The sequence below is a fragment of the Chryseobacterium scophthalmum genome (assembly GCF_900143185.1).
Classification (GTDB): Bacteria; Bacteroidota; Bacteroidia; order Flavobacteriales; family Weeksellaceae; genus Chryseobacterium; species Chryseobacterium scophthalmum.
Genome location: NZ_FSRQ01000001.1, coordinates 846,158 through 866,190 on the forward strand (window position 1 = coordinate 846,158; position 20,033 = coordinate 866,190).

Annotated in this window: 19 protein-coding genes and 1 tRNA gene; 13 read left to right on the forward strand and 7 right to left on the reverse strand. The window is 33.2% G+C overall.

Features of this window, described 5'->3' with window-relative positions; all coding sequences use genetic code 11:
- Positions 1 to 19: 19 nt before the first annotated feature.
- Genes BUR17_RS03905 through BUR17_RS03915 form a run of 3 tightly spaced genes read right to left on the reverse strand, consistent with a single transcriptional unit; the run spans position 20 to position 2,168 of the window.
- On the reverse strand, positions 20 to 619 hold the full coding sequence (locus BUR17_RS03905; protein WP_074228968.1) for a hypothetical protein: 600 nt from the start codon (positions 617 to 619) through the stop codon (positions 20 to 22).
- Positions 620 to 639: 20 nt separating this feature from the next.
- Positions 640 to 1,086, reverse strand: coding sequence for a hypothetical protein (locus tag BUR17_RS03910; RefSeq protein WP_074228970.1), 447 nt, complete (start codon positions 1,084 to 1,086; stop codon positions 640 to 642).
- A 47-nt stretch (positions 1,087 to 1,133) separates the two neighbouring features.
- Positions 1,134 to 2,168 (reverse strand): acyl-CoA reductase, encoded by a 1,035-nt coding sequence (locus BUR17_RS03915; RefSeq protein WP_074228972.1) that lies wholly within the window; start codon positions 2,166 to 2,168, stop codon positions 1,134 to 1,136.
- A gap of 59 nt (positions 2,169 to 2,227) precedes the next feature.
- On the opposite strand from BUR17_RS03915, the gene BUR17_RS03920 reads away from it, so the two are divergent.
- The 7 genes from BUR17_RS03920 to BUR17_RS03950 all read left to right on the forward strand — a co-directional run bounded on the left by BUR17_RS03920 (position 2,228) and on the right by BUR17_RS03950 (position 9,472).
- Positions 2,228 to 2,578 (forward strand): 4Fe-4S binding protein, encoded by a 351-nt coding sequence (locus tag BUR17_RS03920; RefSeq protein WP_074228974.1) that lies wholly within the window; start codon positions 2,228 to 2,230, stop codon positions 2,576 to 2,578.
- A gap of 128 nt (positions 2,579 to 2,706) precedes the next feature.
- On the forward strand, positions 2,707 to 3,771 hold the full coding sequence (serC, locus tag BUR17_RS03925) for a 3-phosphoserine/phosphohydroxythreonine transaminase (RefSeq protein ID WP_074228975.1): 1,065 nt from the start codon (positions 2,707 to 2,709) through the stop codon (positions 3,769 to 3,771).
- 124 nt (positions 3,772 to 3,895) lie between these two features.
- Positions 3,896 to 4,855 carry a D-2-hydroxyacid dehydrogenase gene (locus BUR17_RS03930; protein WP_074228977.1) on the forward strand — a complete coding sequence of 320 codons (960 nt, stop codon included), beginning with the start codon at positions 3,896 to 3,898 and terminating at the stop codon, positions 4,853 to 4,855.
- Between the two features lie 7 nt (positions 4,856 to 4,862).
- Positions 4,863 to 6,107 (forward strand): DUF1015 domain-containing protein, encoded by a 1,245-nt coding sequence (locus BUR17_RS03935; RefSeq protein WP_074230219.1) that lies wholly within the window; start codon positions 4,863 to 4,865, stop codon positions 6,105 to 6,107.
- A gap of 52 nt (positions 6,108 to 6,159) precedes the next feature.
- Positions 6,160 to 7,560, forward strand: coding sequence for a M28 family peptidase (locus BUR17_RS03940; RefSeq protein WP_084550393.1), 1,401 nt, complete (start codon positions 6,160 to 6,162; stop codon positions 7,558 to 7,560).
- A gap of 66 nt (positions 7,561 to 7,626) precedes the next feature.
- Positions 7,627 to 8,091, forward strand: coding sequence for a hypothetical protein (locus BUR17_RS03945; RefSeq protein WP_074228979.1), 465 nt, complete (start codon positions 7,627 to 7,629; stop codon positions 8,089 to 8,091).
- A 25-nt stretch (positions 8,092 to 8,116) separates the two neighbouring features.
- A complete protein-coding gene (locus BUR17_RS03950; protein ID WP_074228981.1) occupies positions 8,117 to 9,472 on the forward strand; it encodes a M20/M25/M40 family metallo-hydrolase in 1,356 nt (451 codons plus the stop codon).
- 45 nt (positions 9,473 to 9,517) lie between these two features.
- Here BUR17_RS03950 and BUR17_RS03955 read toward each other — a convergent pair whose 3' ends face one another.
- From BUR17_RS03955 to BUR17_RS03965, 3 genes are read right to left on the reverse strand one after another with little or no spacing between them, the layout of a single operon-like run.
- A complete protein-coding gene (locus BUR17_RS03955) occupies positions 9,518 to 9,748 on the reverse strand; it encodes a thioredoxin family protein (protein WP_074228983.1) in 231 nt (76 codons plus the stop codon).
- A gap of 25 nt (positions 9,749 to 9,773) precedes the next feature.
- Positions 9,774 to 10,673 carry a dihydrodipicolinate synthase family protein gene (locus BUR17_RS03960; RefSeq protein WP_074228985.1) on the reverse strand — a complete coding sequence of 300 codons (900 nt, stop codon included), beginning with the start codon at positions 10,671 to 10,673 and terminating at the stop codon, positions 9,774 to 9,776.
- Between the two features lie 21 nt (positions 10,674 to 10,694).
- Positions 10,695 to 11,180, reverse strand: a complete 486-nt coding sequence (locus BUR17_RS03965) for a cupin domain-containing protein (protein ID WP_074228987.1) — start codon at positions 11,178 to 11,180, stop codon at positions 10,695 to 10,697.
- A gap of 101 nt (positions 11,181 to 11,281) precedes the next feature.
- Between BUR17_RS03965 and pdxR the strand changes: the two genes are divergently transcribed.
- On the forward strand, positions 11,282 to 12,703 hold the full coding sequence (gene pdxR / locus BUR17_RS03970; RefSeq protein WP_074228989.1) for a MocR-like pyridoxine biosynthesis transcription factor PdxR: 1,422 nt from the start codon (positions 11,282 to 11,284) through the stop codon (positions 12,701 to 12,703).
- 61 nt (positions 12,704 to 12,764) lie between these two features.
- Here pdxR and BUR17_RS03975 read toward each other — a convergent pair whose 3' ends face one another.
- Positions 12,765 to 13,931, reverse strand: coding sequence for a retropepsin-like aspartic protease (locus tag BUR17_RS03975; RefSeq protein WP_074228991.1), 1,167 nt, complete (start codon positions 13,929 to 13,931; stop codon positions 12,765 to 12,767).
- Between the two features lie 176 nt (positions 13,932 to 14,107).
- Here BUR17_RS03975 and BUR17_RS03980 point away from each other — a divergent pair, with 176 nt between their 5' ends.
- The 5 genes from BUR17_RS03980 (at position 14,108) to BUR17_RS03995 (ending at position 19,955) form a co-directional block, all read left to right on the forward strand.
- Entirely contained in the window at positions 14,108 to 15,811 is a 1,704-nt protein-coding gene (locus tag BUR17_RS03980) for a DUF4041 domain-containing protein (RefSeq protein ID WP_084550396.1), read from the forward strand.
- 128 nt (positions 15,812 to 15,939) lie between these two features.
- Positions 15,940 to 16,024 (forward strand) — tRNA-Ser (locus tag BUR17_RS03985).
- A 191-nt stretch (positions 16,025 to 16,215) separates the two neighbouring features.
- On the forward strand, positions 16,216 to 16,377 hold the full coding sequence (locus tag BUR17_RS20840; protein WP_167594290.1) for a bacteriocin-like protein: 162 nt from the start codon (positions 16,216 to 16,218) through the stop codon (positions 16,375 to 16,377).
- Between the two features lie 301 nt (positions 16,378 to 16,678).
- Positions 16,679 to 17,035, forward strand: a complete 357-nt coding sequence (locus tag BUR17_RS03990) for a response regulator (protein WP_074228993.1) — start codon at positions 16,679 to 16,681, stop codon at positions 17,033 to 17,035.
- Positions 17,036 to 17,486: 451 nt separating this feature from the next.
- The gene (locus BUR17_RS03995) at positions 17,487 to 19,955 is read left to right on the forward strand and encodes a tetratricopeptide repeat protein (RefSeq protein WP_074228995.1); all 2,469 of its coding nucleotides are present in this window, start codon (positions 17,487 to 17,489) and stop codon (positions 19,953 to 19,955) included.
- Positions 19,956 to 20,033: the final 78 nt, after the last annotated feature.

The window sequence follows — 20,033 nt, forward strand, 5'->3', positions numbered from 1 at the left end:
TCTCTATTTATAATTTTAATTATTTCTCTTCTTCGTTGATTACATAAAACCTAATTCTATGGGTCGGAATAGTTGTAACCAAACCATTACTCTCGTAATATTCTGATAAATTAATATACGAAAAAACTTTAAATTTATCATTTACCTGCCAATTATCTCTTCTACTTAAACCTTCTTCAGAATTGAGTAATTCTAATTTTTCTAAATTTCCTTCATATTTGCTATCACCATATTTTTTAGAAATTTCATCAACAAGCTTATAATACTTTTTGATCATCGCTTTATTAAAACTTAGCGATTTATTAATGTTATCACCTTTTTCAAAGTTACGAACATCCCATTCATACAGAATTTCTGCTATTGCAGAGTCTTCTTTATATAGTTTATAAAATACTAATAAATTTGGTATTTCTTTTTCTTTTCTTTCAAAAACAAAAGGAACAATAACTGGTTTTACTGAAATATATTCCTTATCAGTTTTATAAATTTTACTTCCTAATTTTTTTTCAAGTTCAAAATAATAGTCAATTTTCTTTCCCTTAATATCTGTTTGAATAGTATTTTGTGAAAAAATAAACTGGCTTATTAATAAAATAGATCCAAATAATAATCTTTTCATTTGTATTTTCAACTGTAAAATTATTTACTGTAATCTGGTTTTACACCAAGAATTTTACCATCATTTTCAAAAATCACCGTAATCAAATCTCTCGGCGGATCATTTTTATCATCTGTATATTTATACTGAACCGAAGGATAAGTCTGATTATCGGGTAGCTTTTGATATCCTGATTGATAAACCTCAGTCTTTCTTTCAAAGCTTATTCCGCCAGAAAGCCTTTGGATCATATTTTCATCTACCAGACTCTTTACCTTTTCAGAAATAAGAGTTCCAACCGCTTGTTTATCTGCTGTTTTTAGAGCAGAAATAAATTTAGAGAATGACTGATTGTACAATTCAATTTTATCTTTAGGAATAGAGGCCGAAATATCCATTGGAGGATTTTGAACTTCCATTTTTTTCACCTCTTGTGCGAAAGCTGATGAAACCGAAAACAGACACAGAACAACGATTAATTTTTTCATTTTTATGAGATATTTAAATTTGGCTGACCTAATTTAAGCTAAATAAATTAAATAACCTCCAAAAACTTCATTGTATCTATATTATCCGCATAAGTATTCAATCCTGGGTTTTGTGCTTCTCCGAATTGAATAGAGTCGATTCCTAGCTCATTTTTAGCAACAACACACTGAATATTTTCTTCATTTTCAGCAATAAAATCTTTCACTTCATCCAAAGAAGAATATCTGCTGAAATTAATCACAGAAAGCGGACTGAATAATTGGGCATCTTCTTTCAACATTACAAAATTATTATCCCAGAATTTATCCTGATTTAAAAGGTAAACGGCTCTGTTGTAATCGTAATTATTGGCGTATTTGTTATGATTGATAATTTCTTTAAAGTCTAAGAAACTCTCAAACAATCTGTCGATTACAAAATCCTGCGGAATAAAAATTCGGGTCACATTTCTGCATCCCAAACCAAAATACTGGAAAATATCATGAGCCAAAAGTTTCAGTTCTTCTTCCGTTTCCTCACCTTTCAAAACCGCGATCGAGGTTCTGTTTTTACGGATAATGCTTAGATGATTCTTAAAATAATATTCCAGATATCTTGCCGTATTATTGCTTCCTGTAGCAATCACCGCATCAAAATTTTCTAATCTTTCAACCAATTCAAAATTGATTGCTTCTTCAGAAAATTCGTTCCATTTTTTAAGTAAAAACGGAAGCATTGTTTTATCTTTTGATGATAACTTGATTAGAGGAATGTGATTGCTTAAGATCACAGAGATCACATCATGTAAACCTACCAAAGGAATGTTTCCGGCAAGAATTAATCCTACTTTTTTTGAAGTTTTAGATGGTGAATAGTGCTGCAACCATTCATTTATATTTTCTTCAGTCAGCAATTCAGACCATTGCTTCAAAGCATATTTCTGATTATCAGCCGTAAACCACGGATTTTCAATTTCTGATTTCTTCAACACTTGTTGAAATTCAGCATCATTCTCATTATAATATTCAGAATTCTTTGCTAAAAACTCTTTTATATAAGCACTTAATTTATTTAGTCCTAAAACTCTACTTTCGATATTCATAATTACTGTAAAATTGGGGAATATTTTGTAATTTTGTGCAAATTTAAAAAAAATTAGCGATGGCTATTAAAATAACTGATGAATGCATTAATTGTGGGGCTTGCGAACCAGAATGTCCAAACAATGCAATATATGAAGGAGCGGTAGATTGGAAAGCATCCGAGGGTACTGAACTTTCAGGAACTGTAACTTTACCATCAGGTCTTACAGTTGACGCAGATGCACCACAGGAACCTGTGAGTGACGATGTTTATTTTATTGTAACAGATAAGTGTACAGAATGTAAAGGCTTCCATGAGGAGCCACAGTGTGCCGCGGTTTGCCCGGTAGATTGCTGTGTTCCGGATGAAGATCATGTAGAATCTGACGAAGCTTTGCTAAATAAAAAAGCTTTCTTACACGGTGAATAAAAACTACCGTCTCATAGATTATGAGACGGTTTTATTTTATATTTAAATTAAATCTCTTCAAATAGTAATAATGAAACCGCAAATTTTCTCTATCTTGAGTAAAATTTGCAAAAACAACAAGTAAAATTATGAGCAAAAAGCACAATTTCAGCGCAGGACCATGTATCTTACCTCAGGAAGTATTTGAAAAATCGGCAGAAGCTATTTTAGATTTCAACGGGATTGGTTTATCAATTCTTGAGATTTCGCACAGAAGTAAAGATTTTGTTGCGGTAATGGATGAAGCTCGTGCGATTGTAAAGAGACTGATGAATCTTGGTGATGATTATGAAGTTTTGTATTTGGGAGGCGGTGCAAGTCTTCAATTTGCAATGGTGCCTTACAATTTGATGAAAGTAGGCGGAAAAGCTGCTTATCTTGATACAGGAACTTGGGCTGCAGGAGCTATAAAAGAGGCTAAAAAAGTAGGAAGTGTAGATATTGTAGGTTCTTCTAAAGAAGAAAACTATTCTTTCATTCCTAAAGATTATAAAATAGGTGCAGAATATGATTATTTCCACTGTACCTCAAACAATACAATCTACGGAACTCAAATGAAAACTTTCCCTGAAGTGGAAACTTTGATGGTTTGCGACATGAGTTCTGATATTTTCTCAAGACAATTAGATTTCTCTAAATTTGATTTGATCTACGCCGGAGCTCAGAAAAATATGGGACCTGCAGGGGTAACTTTAGTGGTTGTAAAAAAGGAAATTCTTGAAAAATCAGGAAGAGAAAACATGCCTTCTTATTTCGATTATTCTCAGCACATTGCAAAAGAGTCAATGTACAATACTCCACCGGTTTTCCCTGTTTATGCATCTTTATTGACTTTACAGTATTTAGAAAAAAATGGAGGAATTGCAGCAGCAGAAGCAAGAAATGAAGCGAAAGCTAAATTATTGTACGACGAAATAGATTCTAATCCTTTGTTTGAAACGTTCTGTGTAAAAGAAGACCGTTCTTTGATGAATGTTTCTTTCAAATTAATTGATGAAAACAAGAAAGAAGAATTCGATGCGGCATGGAAAGCTGCGGGAATCAATGGATTAAACGGGCACAGAAGTTTGGGTGGTTACAGAGCAAGTATGTATAACGCATTGCCAATAGAAAGTGTACAGGTTTTGGTAGATGTAATGAAATCTATTAAGTAATTTTAGAATTAAAAAATTCAACGATTAAAAGATTATTATCATTGTTAAAATTTTCTTAATTTGCGACCCGATTTTAATTTTTAAATATTTTATTTTTTAATCTTTAAATCAAATTTAATAATAAATGAGAGTTTTAGCTAACGACGGAATCTCCAAAGCTGGAGAAATCGCTTTAAAAGAAGCAGGAATTGAGTTACTCGACAATAGAGTTGCTCAGGATCACGTTATCAATTTCATTAATGAAAATAACGTAGATGTTCTTTTGGTGCGAAGTGCTACCAAAGTTAGACAAGATTTGATTGATGCTTGTCCGAATCTTAAAATCATCGGAAGAGGCGGAATCGGTATGGATAATATCGATGTTGAATATGCTATTGAAAAAGGATTATATGTCATCAATACACCAACTGCTTCATCAAAATCGGTGGCAGAGCTGGTTTTTGCACATTTCTTTTCTTTAGCTAGATTTTTACATGAATCTAACCGATTGATGCCATTGGAAGGAGATACTCATTTCAGTGCGATGAAAAAATCTTTCAGCAAAGCGTACGAACTTTCGGGCAAAACTTTAGGAGTAATTGGTTTCGGAAGTATCGGTCAGGAAGTAGTAAAAATGGGAATCTCTTTAGGGATGAAAGTAAAAGTTCTGACCAGAAAACCCAGAACAGAAGTTTTAAGCTTAGAATTTTTCGACGGACAAAAACTAAACTTTGAAATTACTTCTACGAATGATACCGAAGAGTTTTTAAAAGATACAGACTTTATCAGTATCAATACACCAAAAACTGACGAGTATATTATTGATACTCCACAGTTTGAAAAAATGAAAGATGGTGTTTACATCGTCAATACCGCAAGAGGAGGCGTCATCAATGAAGTTACTTTGCTCGATTTTATCGAATCTGGTAAAGTTGCAGGAGCCGCTCTTGATGTTTTTGAAAACGAACCATCGCCTGAACTGATTTTATTGATGAATCCGAACCTGTCTCTTACACCGCATTTAGGAGGAAATACTATAGATGCACAAGAAAAGATCGGTGTAGAACTTGCCCATCAGATTATTGAAATTAAAAAGAAACTATAAATTATATATGCCAGTTTTTAAACCTTTCCGTGGAATACGACCTCATAAAGATCATGAGGCAACGTTTCCTACTCATCCTTTAGATAATTTCACACAAGCTGAAATTGCTGAAAAAGCACAAAAAGAAAAAACTTACATCAATATGATTAAACCCTATGTTGTAAGTAAATCTAAAGATGTTGACCGGAATTTAAGGAAAATCCGTACTACTTTTGAAGAACTTCTGGAAGACAAAACCTTAGTTCAGGATAGCTCTGCCTATTATCTTTATGAGCAGATTTATCCAAACAAACAGATATTCAGAGGGCTTCTTGGCTTATCGAGCATTGAAGATTTCTGGAACGGAAAAATAAAAAGGCACGAAAGTACCATCCCTCAAAGAAAAGAAAAGCTGGCGCATTATCTTGATAAAGTAAATCTTCAGGCAGAACCTGTTTTGCTGACTTATCCGTCAAATTCAAAAATTGAATTGCTGATGAATCATGAAGAAAAAAATGTTCCGATTTTCAATCATGTTGATACCATTGGAATCAGACATAAAATCTGGAGAATCGATAACCGTCTGAAACTGCAGCAATTCAAAGAAGTGATCGATCAGATCGAATCTTTTTATATTGCCGATGGTCACCACAGAATTGGTTCTACAGCACTTCACGCAAAGCGTCTTAAAGAAAAAAACAAACGCCACAACGGAACTGAAGCGTATAATTTTGTCTATAGTTTTATTGTTTCCAATCAATCAATTAAAATTCACGATTACAACAGAATTCTGAGCAGCATTGGAGATTTATCCACTGAAGATTTCTTGAAAAAATTGGAGAAATATTTCCTTATTCACGAAAAAGATCAGACTCCGTACTACCCTTCTCAGAAATTCCATATTTCAATGTATTTAGATGGGAAATTCTATTCACTTCACGTAAAACACGATTTGCGTTCTCCGGAAATGTCTCTTGATAATTTGGATCATCATATTTTAGATAAATATATCATTAAAGACATCTTAAATATTGAAGATTCTGACAGCTCAGATCAGATTATGTATGTGAAAGGAACTTCCAATATTGAAGGAATCAATTTACTCAAAGAAAAGATCGACAATGGCGAAGGGAAAGTAGGTTTCGGGATCTATCCTGTAAGCTTTAATGATATGATTAAAATATCAGATTTAAAGCTTCGTATGCCTCCAAAATGTACATTTATTGAGCCTAAACTGGTTACTGCATTATTAATGTACGATATGAAGCCATAATTATCTAATTTTTATTTATTTTTATGCTCCGAAAAGAAAACGGTCAGTAAAAATGAAAAAAATCTTACTTATCATATTTCCACTCTTTTTGAGTGGATTTTTATTTTCTCAGAAAAAAACTCCGGCAAAAAAGCCAAAACCAATCGCTAAATTCAACTATCACGAAGAGTTTAAGAAAATTTCTGACGAAATTTTTCTTCACGGAACCGCTTATGACAATCTTGGTGAATTAACAAAAGGAATTGGTTCAAGATTCAGTGCGACATCTGGTTACACAAAAGCTACAGAATGGGCTGAAAAAAACTTAAAAGAAGCCGGAGCAGAAAATATCTGGAAACAGGAAGTAAGAGTTCCTATTTGGATCAGAGGAAAAGAATCTTTACAAATAAAAACTTCCAGTGGTGATTGGAAAACCATAAAAATGCTTTCTTTCGGGAATTCAGAAGGTACGAAAGGAAAAGATCTAATTGCGGATATTCTTTTGGTGAAAGATGTTCAGGAACTGGTGAATCTGAGAGCTTCCGATGCAAAAGATAAAATCATTTTTGTCAACTATCCTATCGATCCTACGGTAATAAGTACAGTAGATTCTTATATGATTGCAGCCAAATCTAAGCTTATTTCGGCATCCGTTATTGGTCAGAAAGGAGCAAAAGCTTTAATCATAAGATCATTAACTACGGCTTCAGATGATATTCCGCATGCAAAACAGGTGTATTATGAACCGGATGATAAAACAAGAATTCCGGCAATGACCATTGGAGTTCGTTCTGCAGATGAACTTGAAAATCTTCTTAAAAAAACGTCTGTTAAAGCTAAAATTAATATGTCTGCTGAATCAAAAGGTGAAACAATTAATCACAATATTATCGGTGAAATTCCAGGAAAAAAAGATTCTAAGGTAATTGTTCTCGGAGCTCAGCTCGATTCATGGGATTTTGCAGAAGGCGCACATGATGACGGAACCGGAGTGGTACAATGTATGGAAGTTTTACGAACGTTTAAAGCTTTAGGGTACGATAATAATCACACCATAAGAGTTGTACTTTACGCCAACAGTGAAAATGGCGGAATGGGTCGTGAAACGTATGCAATGAGCGTAAAAAAGAAAGAAGAAAAGCATATTCTGGCTTTAGGAAGTGATTCCGGAGGATATTCTCCGAGAGGTTTTTCTTTAGATATGTCACCACAGAGAAGAAGGCTTATTTTCGAATGGAAAAATTACTTTTTACCTTACGGAATCTATGATTTCGACCAAACTTATGCAATTCAGGATATTGCACCCTTGAAAAAATTAGATATTCCTTTGGTAGAAATGGTGGTCGATACGCAACGTTATTTCGATTATCATCACTCTGAAAAAGATACTTTCGATAAAGTCAACAAAAGAGAATTATTGCTTGGAACAGTTGCGATGACTCAGTTTGTTTTTATGATTGATAAAAACTGGTAGAAAATTACACTTCAAGTTATAAAAATTATTACTCAATAATATTAAAAGCCAAATCAAAAAACTATAATGGAAATCAATCAATTAAACTTAGAATCCGATAAAATAAATAATCCGAAACTTAATGAACTCTATTCTCAGTTTCAGGAAATTTTGCAAAAACTAAACGATAAAAAATTACCTTCTGAAGCGGTACAGTATATTAATGATATTGTTGAGCAAACTAATTCGACAACATTAGAAGATAAAGCGTTGCTGAAATTTTTAAAAGACAAGCAAAATCTCATCATAAAATACTTGGAAAAAGAGCATAAAATTGTTCTTAAAAGCTATTACAAAAAATTATGGTTAGCGGTAGGAATGACGGCTTTCGGCTTACCAATCGGAGTTCTTTTTGGTTTACTGATGAAAAATATGGGATTAATGGCAATAGGATTACCAATTGGTTTAGGTGTCGGAGCTGCAGTAGGTTCTTCAATGGATAAGAAAGCATTGGAAGAAGGAAGACAGATCGATGTAGAGCTGAAATATTAATTTAAAAATCTAAACAAAGGTAACTATGAAAAACATTCTATCAACTGCGATTGTCTTTTTAAGCTTAAACTTATTTGGGCAAACCAAAGAAGATTCTTTACAGTTCAGCAGAATTTCAACAGAAATTTTAAATAAAGGAAAGTCTTACACCGAACTTAGAGATTTAACCAAAAATATAGGCCATAGACTGAGCGGCTCTGAAGCTTACGAAAAATCGGTAAAATGGGCAGAACAAAAGCTGAAAGAAGCCGGAGCTGATAAAGTCTGGCTTCAGGAAGTAATGATTCCGGTTTGGGAAAGAGGAAAAGAATCTTTAAAAATAAAAGCTCAAAATGGGAAATGGAAAACTTTAAAAATGCTTTCTCTTGGAAACTCCGAAGGAACAAAAGGAAAAGATGTTTCGGGAGAAATCATCATGGTAAAATCTTTAGCAGAATACGATAAACTCAATCCGGAAAAGGTGAAAGACAAGATTATTTTCTTTAATTATCCTTTCAGTCAGTCTTATGTTCAGACTTTCAAAGCATACAGCGACGCCGCAGTTTATCGGTCTACAGCAGCAGCTTTAACAGCAAAAAAAGGTGGAAAATTTGCCATTGTAAGATCGCTTTCTTCTGCGTTTGATGATGTACCTCATACCGGAGCGATGAGATATGGGGATTCAGAAAAAATTCCTGCCGTTGCTATTGGAAATACCACTGCAGACGAATTGGAATCGCTTTTAAAATCACAAAAAATTACCGCTAAACTCAATTCAAACTGCGGAATGAAAGCTGAGAAGCTCTCCCACTCTGTGATTGGCGAAATTACAGGAAATAAAGATAAAAGCGTCATTGTTGTTGGCGGACATTTAGATTCTTGGGATGTTGGTGAAGGAGCTCATGACGACGGAGCCGGAATTGTACAGAGCATTGAAGTTTTGAGAACCTTTAAAAATTTAGGCCTGAAAAATAATCACACCATAAGAGTTGTTTGTTTTGCGAATGAAGAAAACGGTGTGAAAGGCGGTCAACAATACGGTAAAACGGTAAAAGAAAATAAAGAAAAACATCTTTTTGCCTTAGAATCTGATGCGGGAGGTTTTTCTCCGAGAGGAATTGCTTTGGAAATGGATGAAGATAAAATCAATCAGATTAAAAGCTGGTCTCCCCTTTTTCTTCCTTACGGAGCTTATGATTTTGACGGAAGATATTCGGGAACAGATATTTATCCTTTAAAAGACATGGGAATTCCTACGGCAGAACTCGTTCCAGATTCTCAGCGATATTTTGATATTCATCATACCGAAGAAGATACTTTTGAAAAAGTCAATCGTCGCGAGTTGTTACTAGGAGCAACAATTATGACGCAAATGATTTACATGATCGATAAAAACTGGTAAAATAAAAACCCGAAAGCAGTTTGTTTTCGGGTTTTCTTTTTTTGATTATTTCAAATCTTCAATAGAGGCTCCGAAGTTAATATGCAAAACATTTCCGTTGGATAAAACCAAAGCCGGAACCGATTTCACACCTGCTTTTTCGGCTTCTTTCACTTTCGATTTTTGTTCTCCTAAATGAATTACTTCTACCTGATTTTCAGGAATTAGGTTTAAAAGATCCTGTTCTGCACTTACGCAAACAGGACAACCTGCATGATAAAAAATTGCTTTTGACATTTTGTTTGTTTTTAAATTAAACGAATTATAATTGATACACTTTGTTGGTAATCGTCGACAAAATTTCTTTCAATTCTGAAGTTTCCACTGTCGTTAATGGTTTTAAAGGACTTCTTAATTGTCCGCCATTTTCTCCTAAAATATTTAATCCTGATTTTATTGCTCTTGGTAAACCTTTAGCTACAATGAATTTCAGCAAATCAACCTGTTTATAAAATAAGTTTTGAGCGGTTTCTAAATCGTTATTTTCAACAGCATTATAAAGTTCAATATTCAATTCAGGAATTAAATTTGGTGCAGCAGTACACCAACCTTTCGCTCCGGCTGCAAAAGCTGCCAATGCCAAAGGATTTGAACCGTTGTAAAAAGCCACCTCTTCGCCCAATTCTTTTCTCAGATAATGCATTCGCTGAATATCACCTGTACTTTCTTTGATCATCGTCACGTTCGGAATTTCCAGCAAGCGTTTCAGCAAAGCAGGAGACATATCTACTCCGCCTGTTGCGGGATTGTTGTATGCCATGATCGGAATCGAAATTTTTGAAGCAACAGAATCATAGTGAGCAACAATTTCATCATCGGTCAGTTTCCAATAACTCATCGGAATAATCATCACGGCATCCGCTCCTGCATTTTCGGCAAATTTTGCATGATGAATTGTTTTTTCAGTCGTAAGACTCGAAACTCCAACCAAAATTGGAACTCTTCCTCCAACCTGCTGAATGGTTGCTTCTGTAATTGCTTCTTTTTCTTCATCAGTCAGATAAGGCAAAACTCCAGTGCTTCCCAAAGGTGCAATTCCGTGTGAGCCAGAAATGACCAATCGCTCCACCAATGTTTTAAATAAAGAAATGTCTACTTTTTCTTCCTCATCAAAAGGAGTTATCGGATAAGCAATTACGCCTTTAAATGGTACTTTATTCATAATTTTTTTGTTTTAAAATGATCAATTGAAATCTCTTCCCTCTTCTTCTCTCAAAGCAACTCCTAGATTCTGAAGCTGTGGTGCATTTTCACAGGCAATATATCTTGCAGGTTCAGTGTCGCTTAAATTTTGATGTTGATGCCACGCCCAAGATGGAATATAAACTGCATCTCCTGCTTCCCACTCTACTTTTTCATCTTCAACTAAGGTCCAGCCTTTTCCTTCCAAAACATATAAAATTGTTTCATAAGTGTGGCGGTGACGGTTTGTTTTTTGTGCTGGTAAAAGCCCACCAATTGTCATACTCACATTTTTACTTGGAAGATCAACGAAGAAAACAGGATGCTTTCTTTCTTCAGAAAACTGGTTATGAACCCCTTCATTTTCTACATTTTTGTGAATTACATGACTTGGTTTTACGAAAGTGGGTCTTGCGAATGTTTGATGAAAATCTTTTGAACTAAATTGTTTTTGTTCAGACTCCTGATCTGTTTTTAATTCTGACATGTTTTTAAATTTTTAATATCCTATTGCATTATTGCATGACAAAAGTATTGTACATTTGGACCATTCTACTGATACAGAATTTATAAAAACAAATAGTCCAGATGTTACGAGATTGGAAATTTCAAATAGAACTGAACAGCCATTCAGAAAAACCAATTTATCTGCAAATAGCCGATGCAATTATGAATGACATTCATTCCGGAAGATTGAAAGCAGGAGATGCTTTACCAGGAAGCCGAAATCTTGCACAGCTTTTAAAAGTCAACAGAAATACTGTTGTAGAAGCATTAAATGTTTTACTGAATGAAGGTTGGTTGATCTCTAAAGAAAGAAAAGGAACTTTTGTTGCCGATATTTTACCTTCTGAACATCAAAGCAGTCGAGATCAAAAAACAGATGAAGCATCTGATTTGAAAAGTAAAAATCATTTTAGAATTCAGTTTGATGACGGTTATCCCGATAGTAAAATTGCACCGATTGAGGAACTGGCAAGAGCGTATCGACAGATTTTCAACCGAAAAGCAAAATGGCAAATGATGGGTTATGGTGATGAATTGGGCGACATAGAATTCAGAAAAACAATTGCGCAAATGCTTAATCATCAAAGAGCAATGCAGGCCAATGAAGAACAGATCTGCATTACAAGAGGAAGTCAGATGGCGATGTATTTAACGGCGCAATGTCTTTTACAGGAAGGAGATTTTGTGATGATAGAAGATCCGGGATACAAACCGGCCTGGAAAACTTTCGAAAACGCCGGAGCAAAACTGTTACCTGTAAATGTCGACAAAGACGGTTTGATCATCGAAGATGTCATTGATCATTTAAAGAAAAATAAAAGAATAAAGGCCATTTATATCACTCCGCATCGGCAATATCCTACAACCGTTACTTTAAGCTTAAAAAGACGTTTAGAATTGATAAAACTTTCCAACGAATATAGTTTTACAATTATTGAAGATGATTATGATAATGAATTTCATTTTGGGTATCGTCCTATTTTGCCTTTATCAAGTTTACAGGAACTTAAAAATTATGTTTACATCGGAACGATGAGCAAAGTGGTTGCTCCTGCTTTAAGGATTGGATATTTGGTTTGTAACGATCATTCATTTATCGAAAAAATAGGAGATCTAAGAAAAATAATTGATGTACAGGGCGACAATATTATGGAACAGGCTGTTTTGCAATTAATAAAAGACGGAACTGTAAAAAGACACATCAAAAAAGCGACGAATTATTATAAAAATAAACGGGATGCTGTTGCTGAATTATTAAACCAACATCTTAAAAATAAAGCAGATTATAACATTCCTGAAGGAGGATTAGCTTTCTGGATAAGCCCTAAAAAAGAGGTTGATTGGTCTGAAATTTCTGAAAATTTAAAATCTAAAGGCATAAAAATTATTCCGCCTGATAATTACAGTTTTGATAAATCTGTCAATGGAATTAGGCTGGGTTATGGTTCTCTTTCAGAAAAAGAATTGGAAGAAAGTATTATTGCTTTAAGCCAGTTTTTGTAGTAAAATGACAAAACAAAAAAGTCCTCAAATTGAGGACTTTTTGTTGAAAAATAGAGTTTAATTATTTCAAATATTCTTTTTTAGCAATCATATAATTTAAAACCTTCCCTTCTCTTTTCACTTTAATGGTGATAGAATTAAGGTCTTTTTCTATACGGTCTTGCAGATATTTACAAACAGATTCCTGGTCAAGATTTTCTAAGCTTATATTGTTCAGGCTCAAAATTTCGTCGTCAAGTTTTAGAGGAAGATCACTTCCGTTAAAAAGCAATACTACTTTTGCTTTATGATCTATAAAACGATATCCAAAACCAAAAGATTCCAGTTTTGAAGGATAATTTTTAATTTTATTTAAATAGATTTTATTGTTTTTCCAATCCATTATAAATCTGAACTTTTTCAGAAATTCGTTTCCAAGAAGACTTGATGATCCGGTAGACACAATTTCCTCTTCAAATTTTTGTTCATCCAAAAGCACTTCATTGGGTTTAAAATAATACGAACTTTCAGGCTTCCCCGCTCCAAATGCTCCAACAGAAGATGTACCATAAGTTTCAACAAACTTTACTTTAGTGTTTTTGAGATCATATTCTTTGTTAGAAATTCTTACCGTCCCTGTAAATCCTGTATCAAAAGTAAGGTCTATCTTTTCATCTAAAATATTAGCTTTTATTACAGGTGTTTTCTGAGGTTTTGGAATAAATGAAAATACGGTTTCGTAGCCTTCTTTAGAAAAATTTGCAAGATCTTTGGTCGCTTCTATTGAGTTTTCTGAATAACTGATTCTCCAGAAAAGTTTGGCCATCTGATTGGCTCCGATAATACCGTCAATTTTAAAACATTCAAACTCAATTCCTTTTAGATCCATCACAATAGCTCCAATATTTTTGAAGGTAATTTGATCAACTTTTATTTCCGGAACTACTGTAAAAATTTGTTCCTGCTTATTTTTTTTGGAATCTGTGACTTTACTGCGGTGTTTTTTCTTAAGATTAAGCTCATTATAAATTGCCGTTGAAATTACTGTCGGAGCGCCAGAATCAAAAAGAAACTGATAGAATTTTCCATTGATATTTACCTTAACGAAAGGCAGTTCGTTTGTATATGTCAGATTAATTTTTTCAACAGGATTTTTTAATTCGGCTTCACCATTTTCAAAAAATCTTTTTCCTTGTGCCGAAACTATGATTGCAAGAAATAGTAGAACAAAGAATATATATTTTCTCATGAATTATTTTTTATAAAAATAGTGTTTTATCATGAATGACCGAATGAATATTAAAAGGTTAATGCGTTTTATTTTAAACAAACTTTAGCTTTATTATTAATTTAAATCCAAATACGGTTTCCCGTAAAGAAATAATCCAATGTTTGTGTATTATTGCAGCACAAAAACTAATAACCATGGAAATTATTCTCATTGTAATTTTGGCTGTCTTGGCTGTCTATTTCTATACACGAGCTAAAAAACTAAAGAACGAAATTAAAAATAAGGATCTTAAAATTAATGATTTAACAAGGATTATTAATCAGTTTCAATCTGAAATATTAAAATATCAGACTGAAAATAGTTCTTTAAAAACAAATCTTCAGTCAGCAAAAAAAGACTTGTCTTATATTCAGATTACCAATCGGGAATTAAAAGATAAAATTGCAGAACTGAGTAAATATCAAAACATTATTGATGTAAAAATTGAATGTGAATACCTGCTTAAAAAAGCCCAAAAAGACTACGAAAAGCTGAGAGAAAGAGGTAATCTGGAATTATCTGAAGCTGAGAAAAATGCTAAAGAATCCCGAAGAAGTATCAAAGAACTTACTGAAAAGAAACAGAGAGAAATCGAACTTTTGTATGAAAACGCCGTAAGAGAATCTAAAAGAATCATCGATCATGCTGAAAACAAAGCAGAAACTATTGGCGGAGATGCATACCGAAGTCTAAGAGAAGCTGATGAAATTGCGAGCAGAATTCAGGCCATGAAAAACGTTATTAAAGGATACGGAAATGAATATCTTGTGCCGAGTTACACTCTTTTAGATGAGCTTGCTGAAGATTTTGGTCATAAAGATGCAGGTGAAAATCTTAAAAAGCTCCGTCAGAATAATAAGATGATGATTGTCAACCGACAAGCCGGAATCTGTGAATATATGGATAACGAAAGACACAAAACAGCCGTGGATTTTGTAATAGATGCTTACAACGGAAAAGTAGATTCTATTTTGTCAACTGTAAGAAAAGATAATTACGGAATTTTAAAACAGAAAATTGAGGATGCTTTTCAGTTGGTTAATTTTAATGGAAAAGCTTTCCGTAATGCAAGAATTTCAGAAATTTATCATCAGGCAAGACTTGAAGAGCTAAAATGGGCAGTTGTAGCACAGGAATTACGGGCGGCTGAACTTGAAGAGCAGCGACAGATTCGTGAACAAATCCGTGAAGAAGAAAAAGCCCGAAAAGAATTTGAAAAAGCAATAAAAGATGCCGAAAAAGAAGAGCAAACTTTAAAAAGACTGATTGAAAAAGCCGAAGCTCAAGTTTCGAGAGCCAATGAAGAACAAAAAGCTCTTTTTCAGCAAAAATTAGAAGAACTGCAAGGAAAACTCGAACAGGCAGAAGAAAAAAATCAAAGAGCCATTTCTATGGCGCAACAGACCAAAACCGGAAATGTGTATGTTATTTCAAACATCGGTTCGTTTGGTGAACATGTTTATAAAATCGGGATGACAAGACGTTTAGAGCCTTTAGACCGGGTTCGTGAATTGGGTGATGCAAGTGTTCCTTTTGAATTTGACGTGCATGCAATGATTTATTCAGATGATGCTCCCGCTTTGGAACGACAACTTCACAAGAAATTTCTTAAAAATCAGCTCAATAAAATTAATCCAAGAAAAGAATTTTTCAGACTCGATTTAAGCGATCTGAAAAATCATATTGAAACAATCGGAATCAACTGTAAATGGACGCTTTTGGCTGAAGCAAAACAATACAGAGAGACATTAAAGCTTGAAGAGGAAATGAAAACCGATAAAACCCTGGAAGCCGAATGGGAACAATATCAGAAAATAGCAGATCCCGTGAGTTATGAAGAAGTCATCGAAGAAATTTAAGTTTTATAACTAATTCATTTTTTGAATTTTAGCTAAAAACTTACAATAATTGTTAATTTTTTCTTTGTTGGAATAAAAAAACGTTCTATATTTGCACCACTGAAAACAACGATACAATCGGAGTTTAAGGAGAGATGGCAGAGTGGTCGATTGCGATAGTCTTGAAAACTATTGACTGTAACAGGTCCGGGGGTTCGAATCCCTCTCTCTCCGCAATAAAAAAGATAGTCTTCACAATGAAGACTATCTTTTTTTATAAATTATCTTTTCAGATATTCCTTTTCCATTTAATCTTCAATCTTTAATTTATTTCATTTTTTCTTAGATAAAATAATTTAGTTAAGTATATTGTATTCATATTTTAATTATCTTTACGTTATCATCAAACTTTAAAGACAATACCTATGAAAAATTTAAAAAAATTAAACAAAAATCAATTAAAAACAATTACAGGAAACGGAATTAAGCCATTACCGGAACCAGATTTCTGCATGTATTATTGCAATGGCATTGTAGTTTGTGCAACCTGCAGTGATGATTTTAAATGTCCCGATGATTCTATTTAATTAATTTTTTAGATAAAAAAACGTTCCAAACAAGGAACGTTTTTTTGTTGTATAGATATCCGAAATTATTTTTTGATAAATCATGTTTCTTCTTACAAACGACCAGCAAAGTTTAATTAATGTTTAATAAATTTTAGTTTTATATTGGTCAAAAAAGAGAAACTCTCCAGCTACAGTTCTCCTATCCTATCTGGTTGGATTAAAAATTTTTAGCTTAAAATTGCCTGCAATAACCCCAAAATGAGGGAGATAGTTTTCACTTTATTTTATTTGTATATTTGTGCCGTAAAATTTACAGGTAATGGATAAAAAAATTGTGCTGATTCAGGATAATGAAGAGACCCTTAACATTATGGATGAAGTGCTAAAAGACGAAGGATTTGATGTTGTTCCATCATTAACTACAGAACCTATCGATAAGCTTGATGAAATTGAACCAGACGTTCTGATTGTAGATGATCATATCAAAGGAAAAAAAACCGGTTCTGAGGTTATCGCAGAATTAAAATCAGATCCTGAAACTGAAGATTTATCAGCTATCCTAACTTCCACATCTTATGATCTACCGAAAACAGCAGAAAATTGTAATGCTGATGATTATATAGAAAAACCATTTGATATCGATCACCTGATAGATGTGGTTAACAAAAATTCATAACCTTATAGAAAAAATCAGCATCAGTTATTAAGGAACACTTTCTGATATAATTTCTGTTATTCTACCTTTTTAAATTCTAATTTCATTATAAATCCATCTCAAAAGTTGGATGAAATTTTATTTTATTTTCTGCCACTCTATTTAGTGTTTATTACAAAATATTTTAAGCTTCTTTTCCTCAATTGTAGTCTTTTCATATTAAATACATCTTCACTCTTTATCATAAATTACGAGAGATAAAAATAATTGATGCTTAAAATTATTATGCAATATAGCTGATAATAGGGATTGTCTGAGTTTTTAATTCTCGTTAATATTGAAAAATACAAATTAAATCAGAATTAAAAGTCGAAAAATCTGTAAAGTTCATACACAAATTTCAAAAGTGGATATCAGATTAAACCGCAACAAACAAGGATATTTAAAAACTGCGATTTAGCAATTTTAACAAATGGCACACCGAATTTATTTATACAATTACGATCAGCAAACCAATCAGTCTTTCGACACTTACCTAGGTGAATGGAACTATGAAATTCCACTATTATTGTACCCTCTCATTGCAGAAAACATCAAAGTGGATGGCGTTGAATTTTTCTCAAACAAAGAGCAGGGAATTGTTCAGTTGCGCTATTTCTTCAATCTATTAGCAGATTCGTATCAGCTGCATTATAAAAAAGCATATTACGAACCCGTCAACAAAATGTTTGAATTCCTGGAAGCGTTGCCTTTTGATTCTTTCGTATTGAATGCTACAGATGTTTTTAATATGAACGAAGAAAAGCATAAAGAACAGGCAAAGCAATGGTTATTGGAGATTCAGCAAAAAAGCAAGCTGTATAAAAAGGCTGTAAAAACGCAAAATCTTTCATTATTAGATTCTTTATTTTCACGAACAGGTTATACCTCATTTCTTGAAATTTTACAAACTGACTGGATCAATTACGGACTTGGATATTTTGAAGAACTTGCTTATAAAAAAATAGCATCTTCGATATTTGAAGAAAATGGAAAATTTGGTTTAAAGGATGCAAAAGGTAAAGTTTTGGCTCCCGCAATTTATGATGAAATTTTTGAAGCAGATTATAATTACGGAATCTCAGTAATTCAGAAAAATAAGATGTTTGGCTACCTGCAAAGCGATGGAAAAGAACTAGTTCCTCCAATTTATGAGGAGGCGTTTGATGTGTTTGATTTTGCACTCGAACCTTTAGGAGAAGTAAAAGCAAAGGGAAAATCAGGCATTTTAAAAATTTATTCAAACACCTGGATGATTCCCGCTGACTATGATACAATAGAAAGAATTACGTATGGATTTTTAGGTATAGAAAAAGACGGAAAATTCGGAGTTTATAATGATGAAAACGGAATTATTCTTCCCGTTGAAAGCGAAAATCCATATGAATATGATTATTTTCCGGAACTTTTTTTCACCAAACAAAAAGGTACAGGAAAGCGTAAATATTATACAAAAGAAGGTAATTATCTTGGTGATTTTTTGGAAGGCAGCATCCTGAAAACCAGTACTTGTTTTTGGATTAAACCTAATAAATTTGACAAAAAAGGGAAATTGATTGACGAAAACGGCAAACTTATAATTGACGAAGCAGACCAACTGATTTTGATAGATAATTTTGAAACATTAGCCATTCGTAAAGATAAAAACTGGAGAATCTATCACACCTTAAAACATCAGTTTCTATTAGAAAATGAATACATTACTAAAGTAAAAGCAGAATCAAGTATCGGATATAAAAACAATATTTTTAGCCTGGAAACTCAAAACGGATTAGGACTTTTTGATGCAAACCAAAATCAGTGGTTAATTGCTCCTCATTCCGACATTCAACAAATCCGTTATTTAGATAATGGTTTTTTATCAGTTCAAAAAAAAGAAGGTTATCAATTGTTTGATTTCGAGAATGGCTTGTTTCCGGAGTTGTATAATTATATTTCTAATCCTTTGAATTATAGATCAGAAGAAGGTTTATTATTTCTGTATCAGAATGATAATATGTTCAGAATAAATGAAGATAAAAGTATTCATCAGATCAAAAATCCCGATTATGGATCGATTTATCTGGATAGGTTTTCATTTCGGGGAAAAGATTTAGAATATTTTATTTCTTTTTATGATCGTCGGAAAAAACAGACAGGCAGCAACTCTGAACAATTCATGGATGTAGAAATCATTAAAAAAATGGCTTTTGATGCAAAAGAAAATCAAAATCATCAAGAAGCGTTACGTTTGTTTGAATTATCAGCTCAAAAAAATGACATCGACAGTTGGGTAGAAATAGGTTTATTACTCACAGATCCTGAAATCGAAACCTTGTTCGATCCTCAAAAAGGAATTGCGTATTATGAAAAAGCAGCACAGCAAAATCATCCTGCAGCCTGGAATAATATTGGCGCTTTGTATCAAAATGGAATAGGATATTCTTTAAATATTAAAAAAGCCCTTAAGGCGTACGGAAAAGCGGCTGAACTTGGTGACGGAATGGCGCTTGCTAATTTAGGTGATCTGTATTATTTTGGAGAACATGTAATCAGAGATTACGATAAAGCTTTGGATTTTTATCAAAAAGCCGAGAAAAAATATTACTACAATTACGATAAAATTTCAGAGATCTATTATCAATTAAGAGATTACAACAACCTTTTGGTTTATCTAAAGAAAGATTATGATCAGTCTTATTCGGGTATTTATTATGGAATCATCTACGAACATGGAATGGGTGTAAAAGAAGATGTGAAGAAAGCTATTAAGTATTACGAACAGGCTAATTCTTACAGCGCCTACGAATACGCGACCCAACGTTTGCTTCATTATTATGGGGAAGATTTGTTATTTAAAAATGAAAAGAAGTTTCAGAAGTGGAAATCTTTCGCTGAACAAAATGGTTTCGAAATAAATTAGCAGGGTATTTTAGTTATATTTACTTTTTTTTAATACAATAAACTTAATAGAGACAAGGATTTGACGCACAAGTTGTTA

Bases quoted from the DNA above. Each gene is read 5' to 3' on its own strand.
- BUR17_RS03960 (WP_074228985.1), bottom strand. From the start codon at position 10,673: ATGAATAAAGTACCATTTAAAGGCGTAATTGCTTATCCGATAACTCCT.
- pdxR (WP_074228989.1), top strand. From the start codon at position 11,282: ATGTTACGAGATTGGAAATTTCAAATAGAACTGAACAGCCATTCAGAA.
- BUR17_RS03965 (WP_074228987.1), bottom strand. From the start codon at position 11,180: ATGTCAGAATTAAAAACAGATCAGGAGTCTGAACAAAAACAATTTAGT.
- BUR17_RS03955 (WP_074228983.1), bottom strand. From the start codon at position 9,748: ATGTCAAAAGCAATTTTTTATCATGCAGGTTGTCCTGTTTGCGTAAGT.
- BUR17_RS03920 (WP_074228974.1), top strand. From the start codon at position 2,228: ATGGCTATTAAAATAACTGATGAATGCATTAATTGTGGGGCTTGCGAA.
- BUR17_RS20840 (WP_167594290.1), top strand. From the start codon at position 16,216: ATGAAAAATTTAAAAAAATTAAACAAAAATCAATTAAAAACAATTACA.
- BUR17_RS03975 (WP_074228991.1), bottom strand. From the start codon at position 13,931: ATGAGAAAATATATATTCTTTGTTCTACTATTTCTTGCAATCATAGTT.
- serC (WP_074228975.1), top strand. From the start codon at position 2,707: ATGAGCAAAAAGCACAATTTCAGCGCAGGACCATGTATCTTACCTCAG.
- BUR17_RS03905 (WP_074228968.1), bottom strand. From the start codon at position 619: ATGAAAAGATTATTATTTGGATCTATTTTATTAATAAGCCAGTTTATT.
- BUR17_RS03945 (WP_074228979.1), top strand. From the start codon at position 7,627: ATGGAAATCAATCAATTAAACTTAGAATCCGATAAAATAAATAATCCG.
- BUR17_RS03990 (WP_074228993.1), top strand. From the start codon at position 16,679: ATGGATAAAAAAATTGTGCTGATTCAGGATAATGAAGAGACCCTTAAC.
- BUR17_RS03980 (WP_084550396.1), top strand. From the start codon at position 14,108: ATGGAAATTATTCTCATTGTAATTTTGGCTGTCTTGGCTGTCTATTTC.
- BUR17_RS03915 (WP_074228972.1), bottom strand. From the start codon at position 2,168: ATGAATATCGAAAGTAGAGTTTTAGGACTAAATAAATTAAGTGCTTAT.
- BUR17_RS03930 (WP_074228977.1), top strand. From the start codon at position 3,896: ATGAGAGTTTTAGCTAACGACGGAATCTCCAAAGCTGGAGAAATCGCT.
- BUR17_RS03950 (WP_074228981.1), top strand. From the start codon at position 8,117: ATGAAAAACATTCTATCAACTGCGATTGTCTTTTTAAGCTTAAACTTA.
- BUR17_RS03940 (WP_084550393.1), top strand. From the start codon at position 6,160: ATGAAAAAAATCTTACTTATCATATTTCCACTCTTTTTGAGTGGATTT.
- BUR17_RS03995 (WP_074228995.1), top strand. From the start codon at position 17,487: ATGGCACACCGAATTTATTTATACAATTACGATCAGCAAACCAATCAG.
- BUR17_RS03935 (WP_074230219.1), top strand. From the start codon at position 4,863: ATGCCAGTTTTTAAACCTTTCCGTGGAATACGACCTCATAAAGATCAT.
- BUR17_RS03910 (WP_074228970.1), bottom strand. From the start codon at position 1,086: ATGAAAAAATTAATCGTTGTTCTGTGTCTGTTTTCGGTTTCATCAGCT.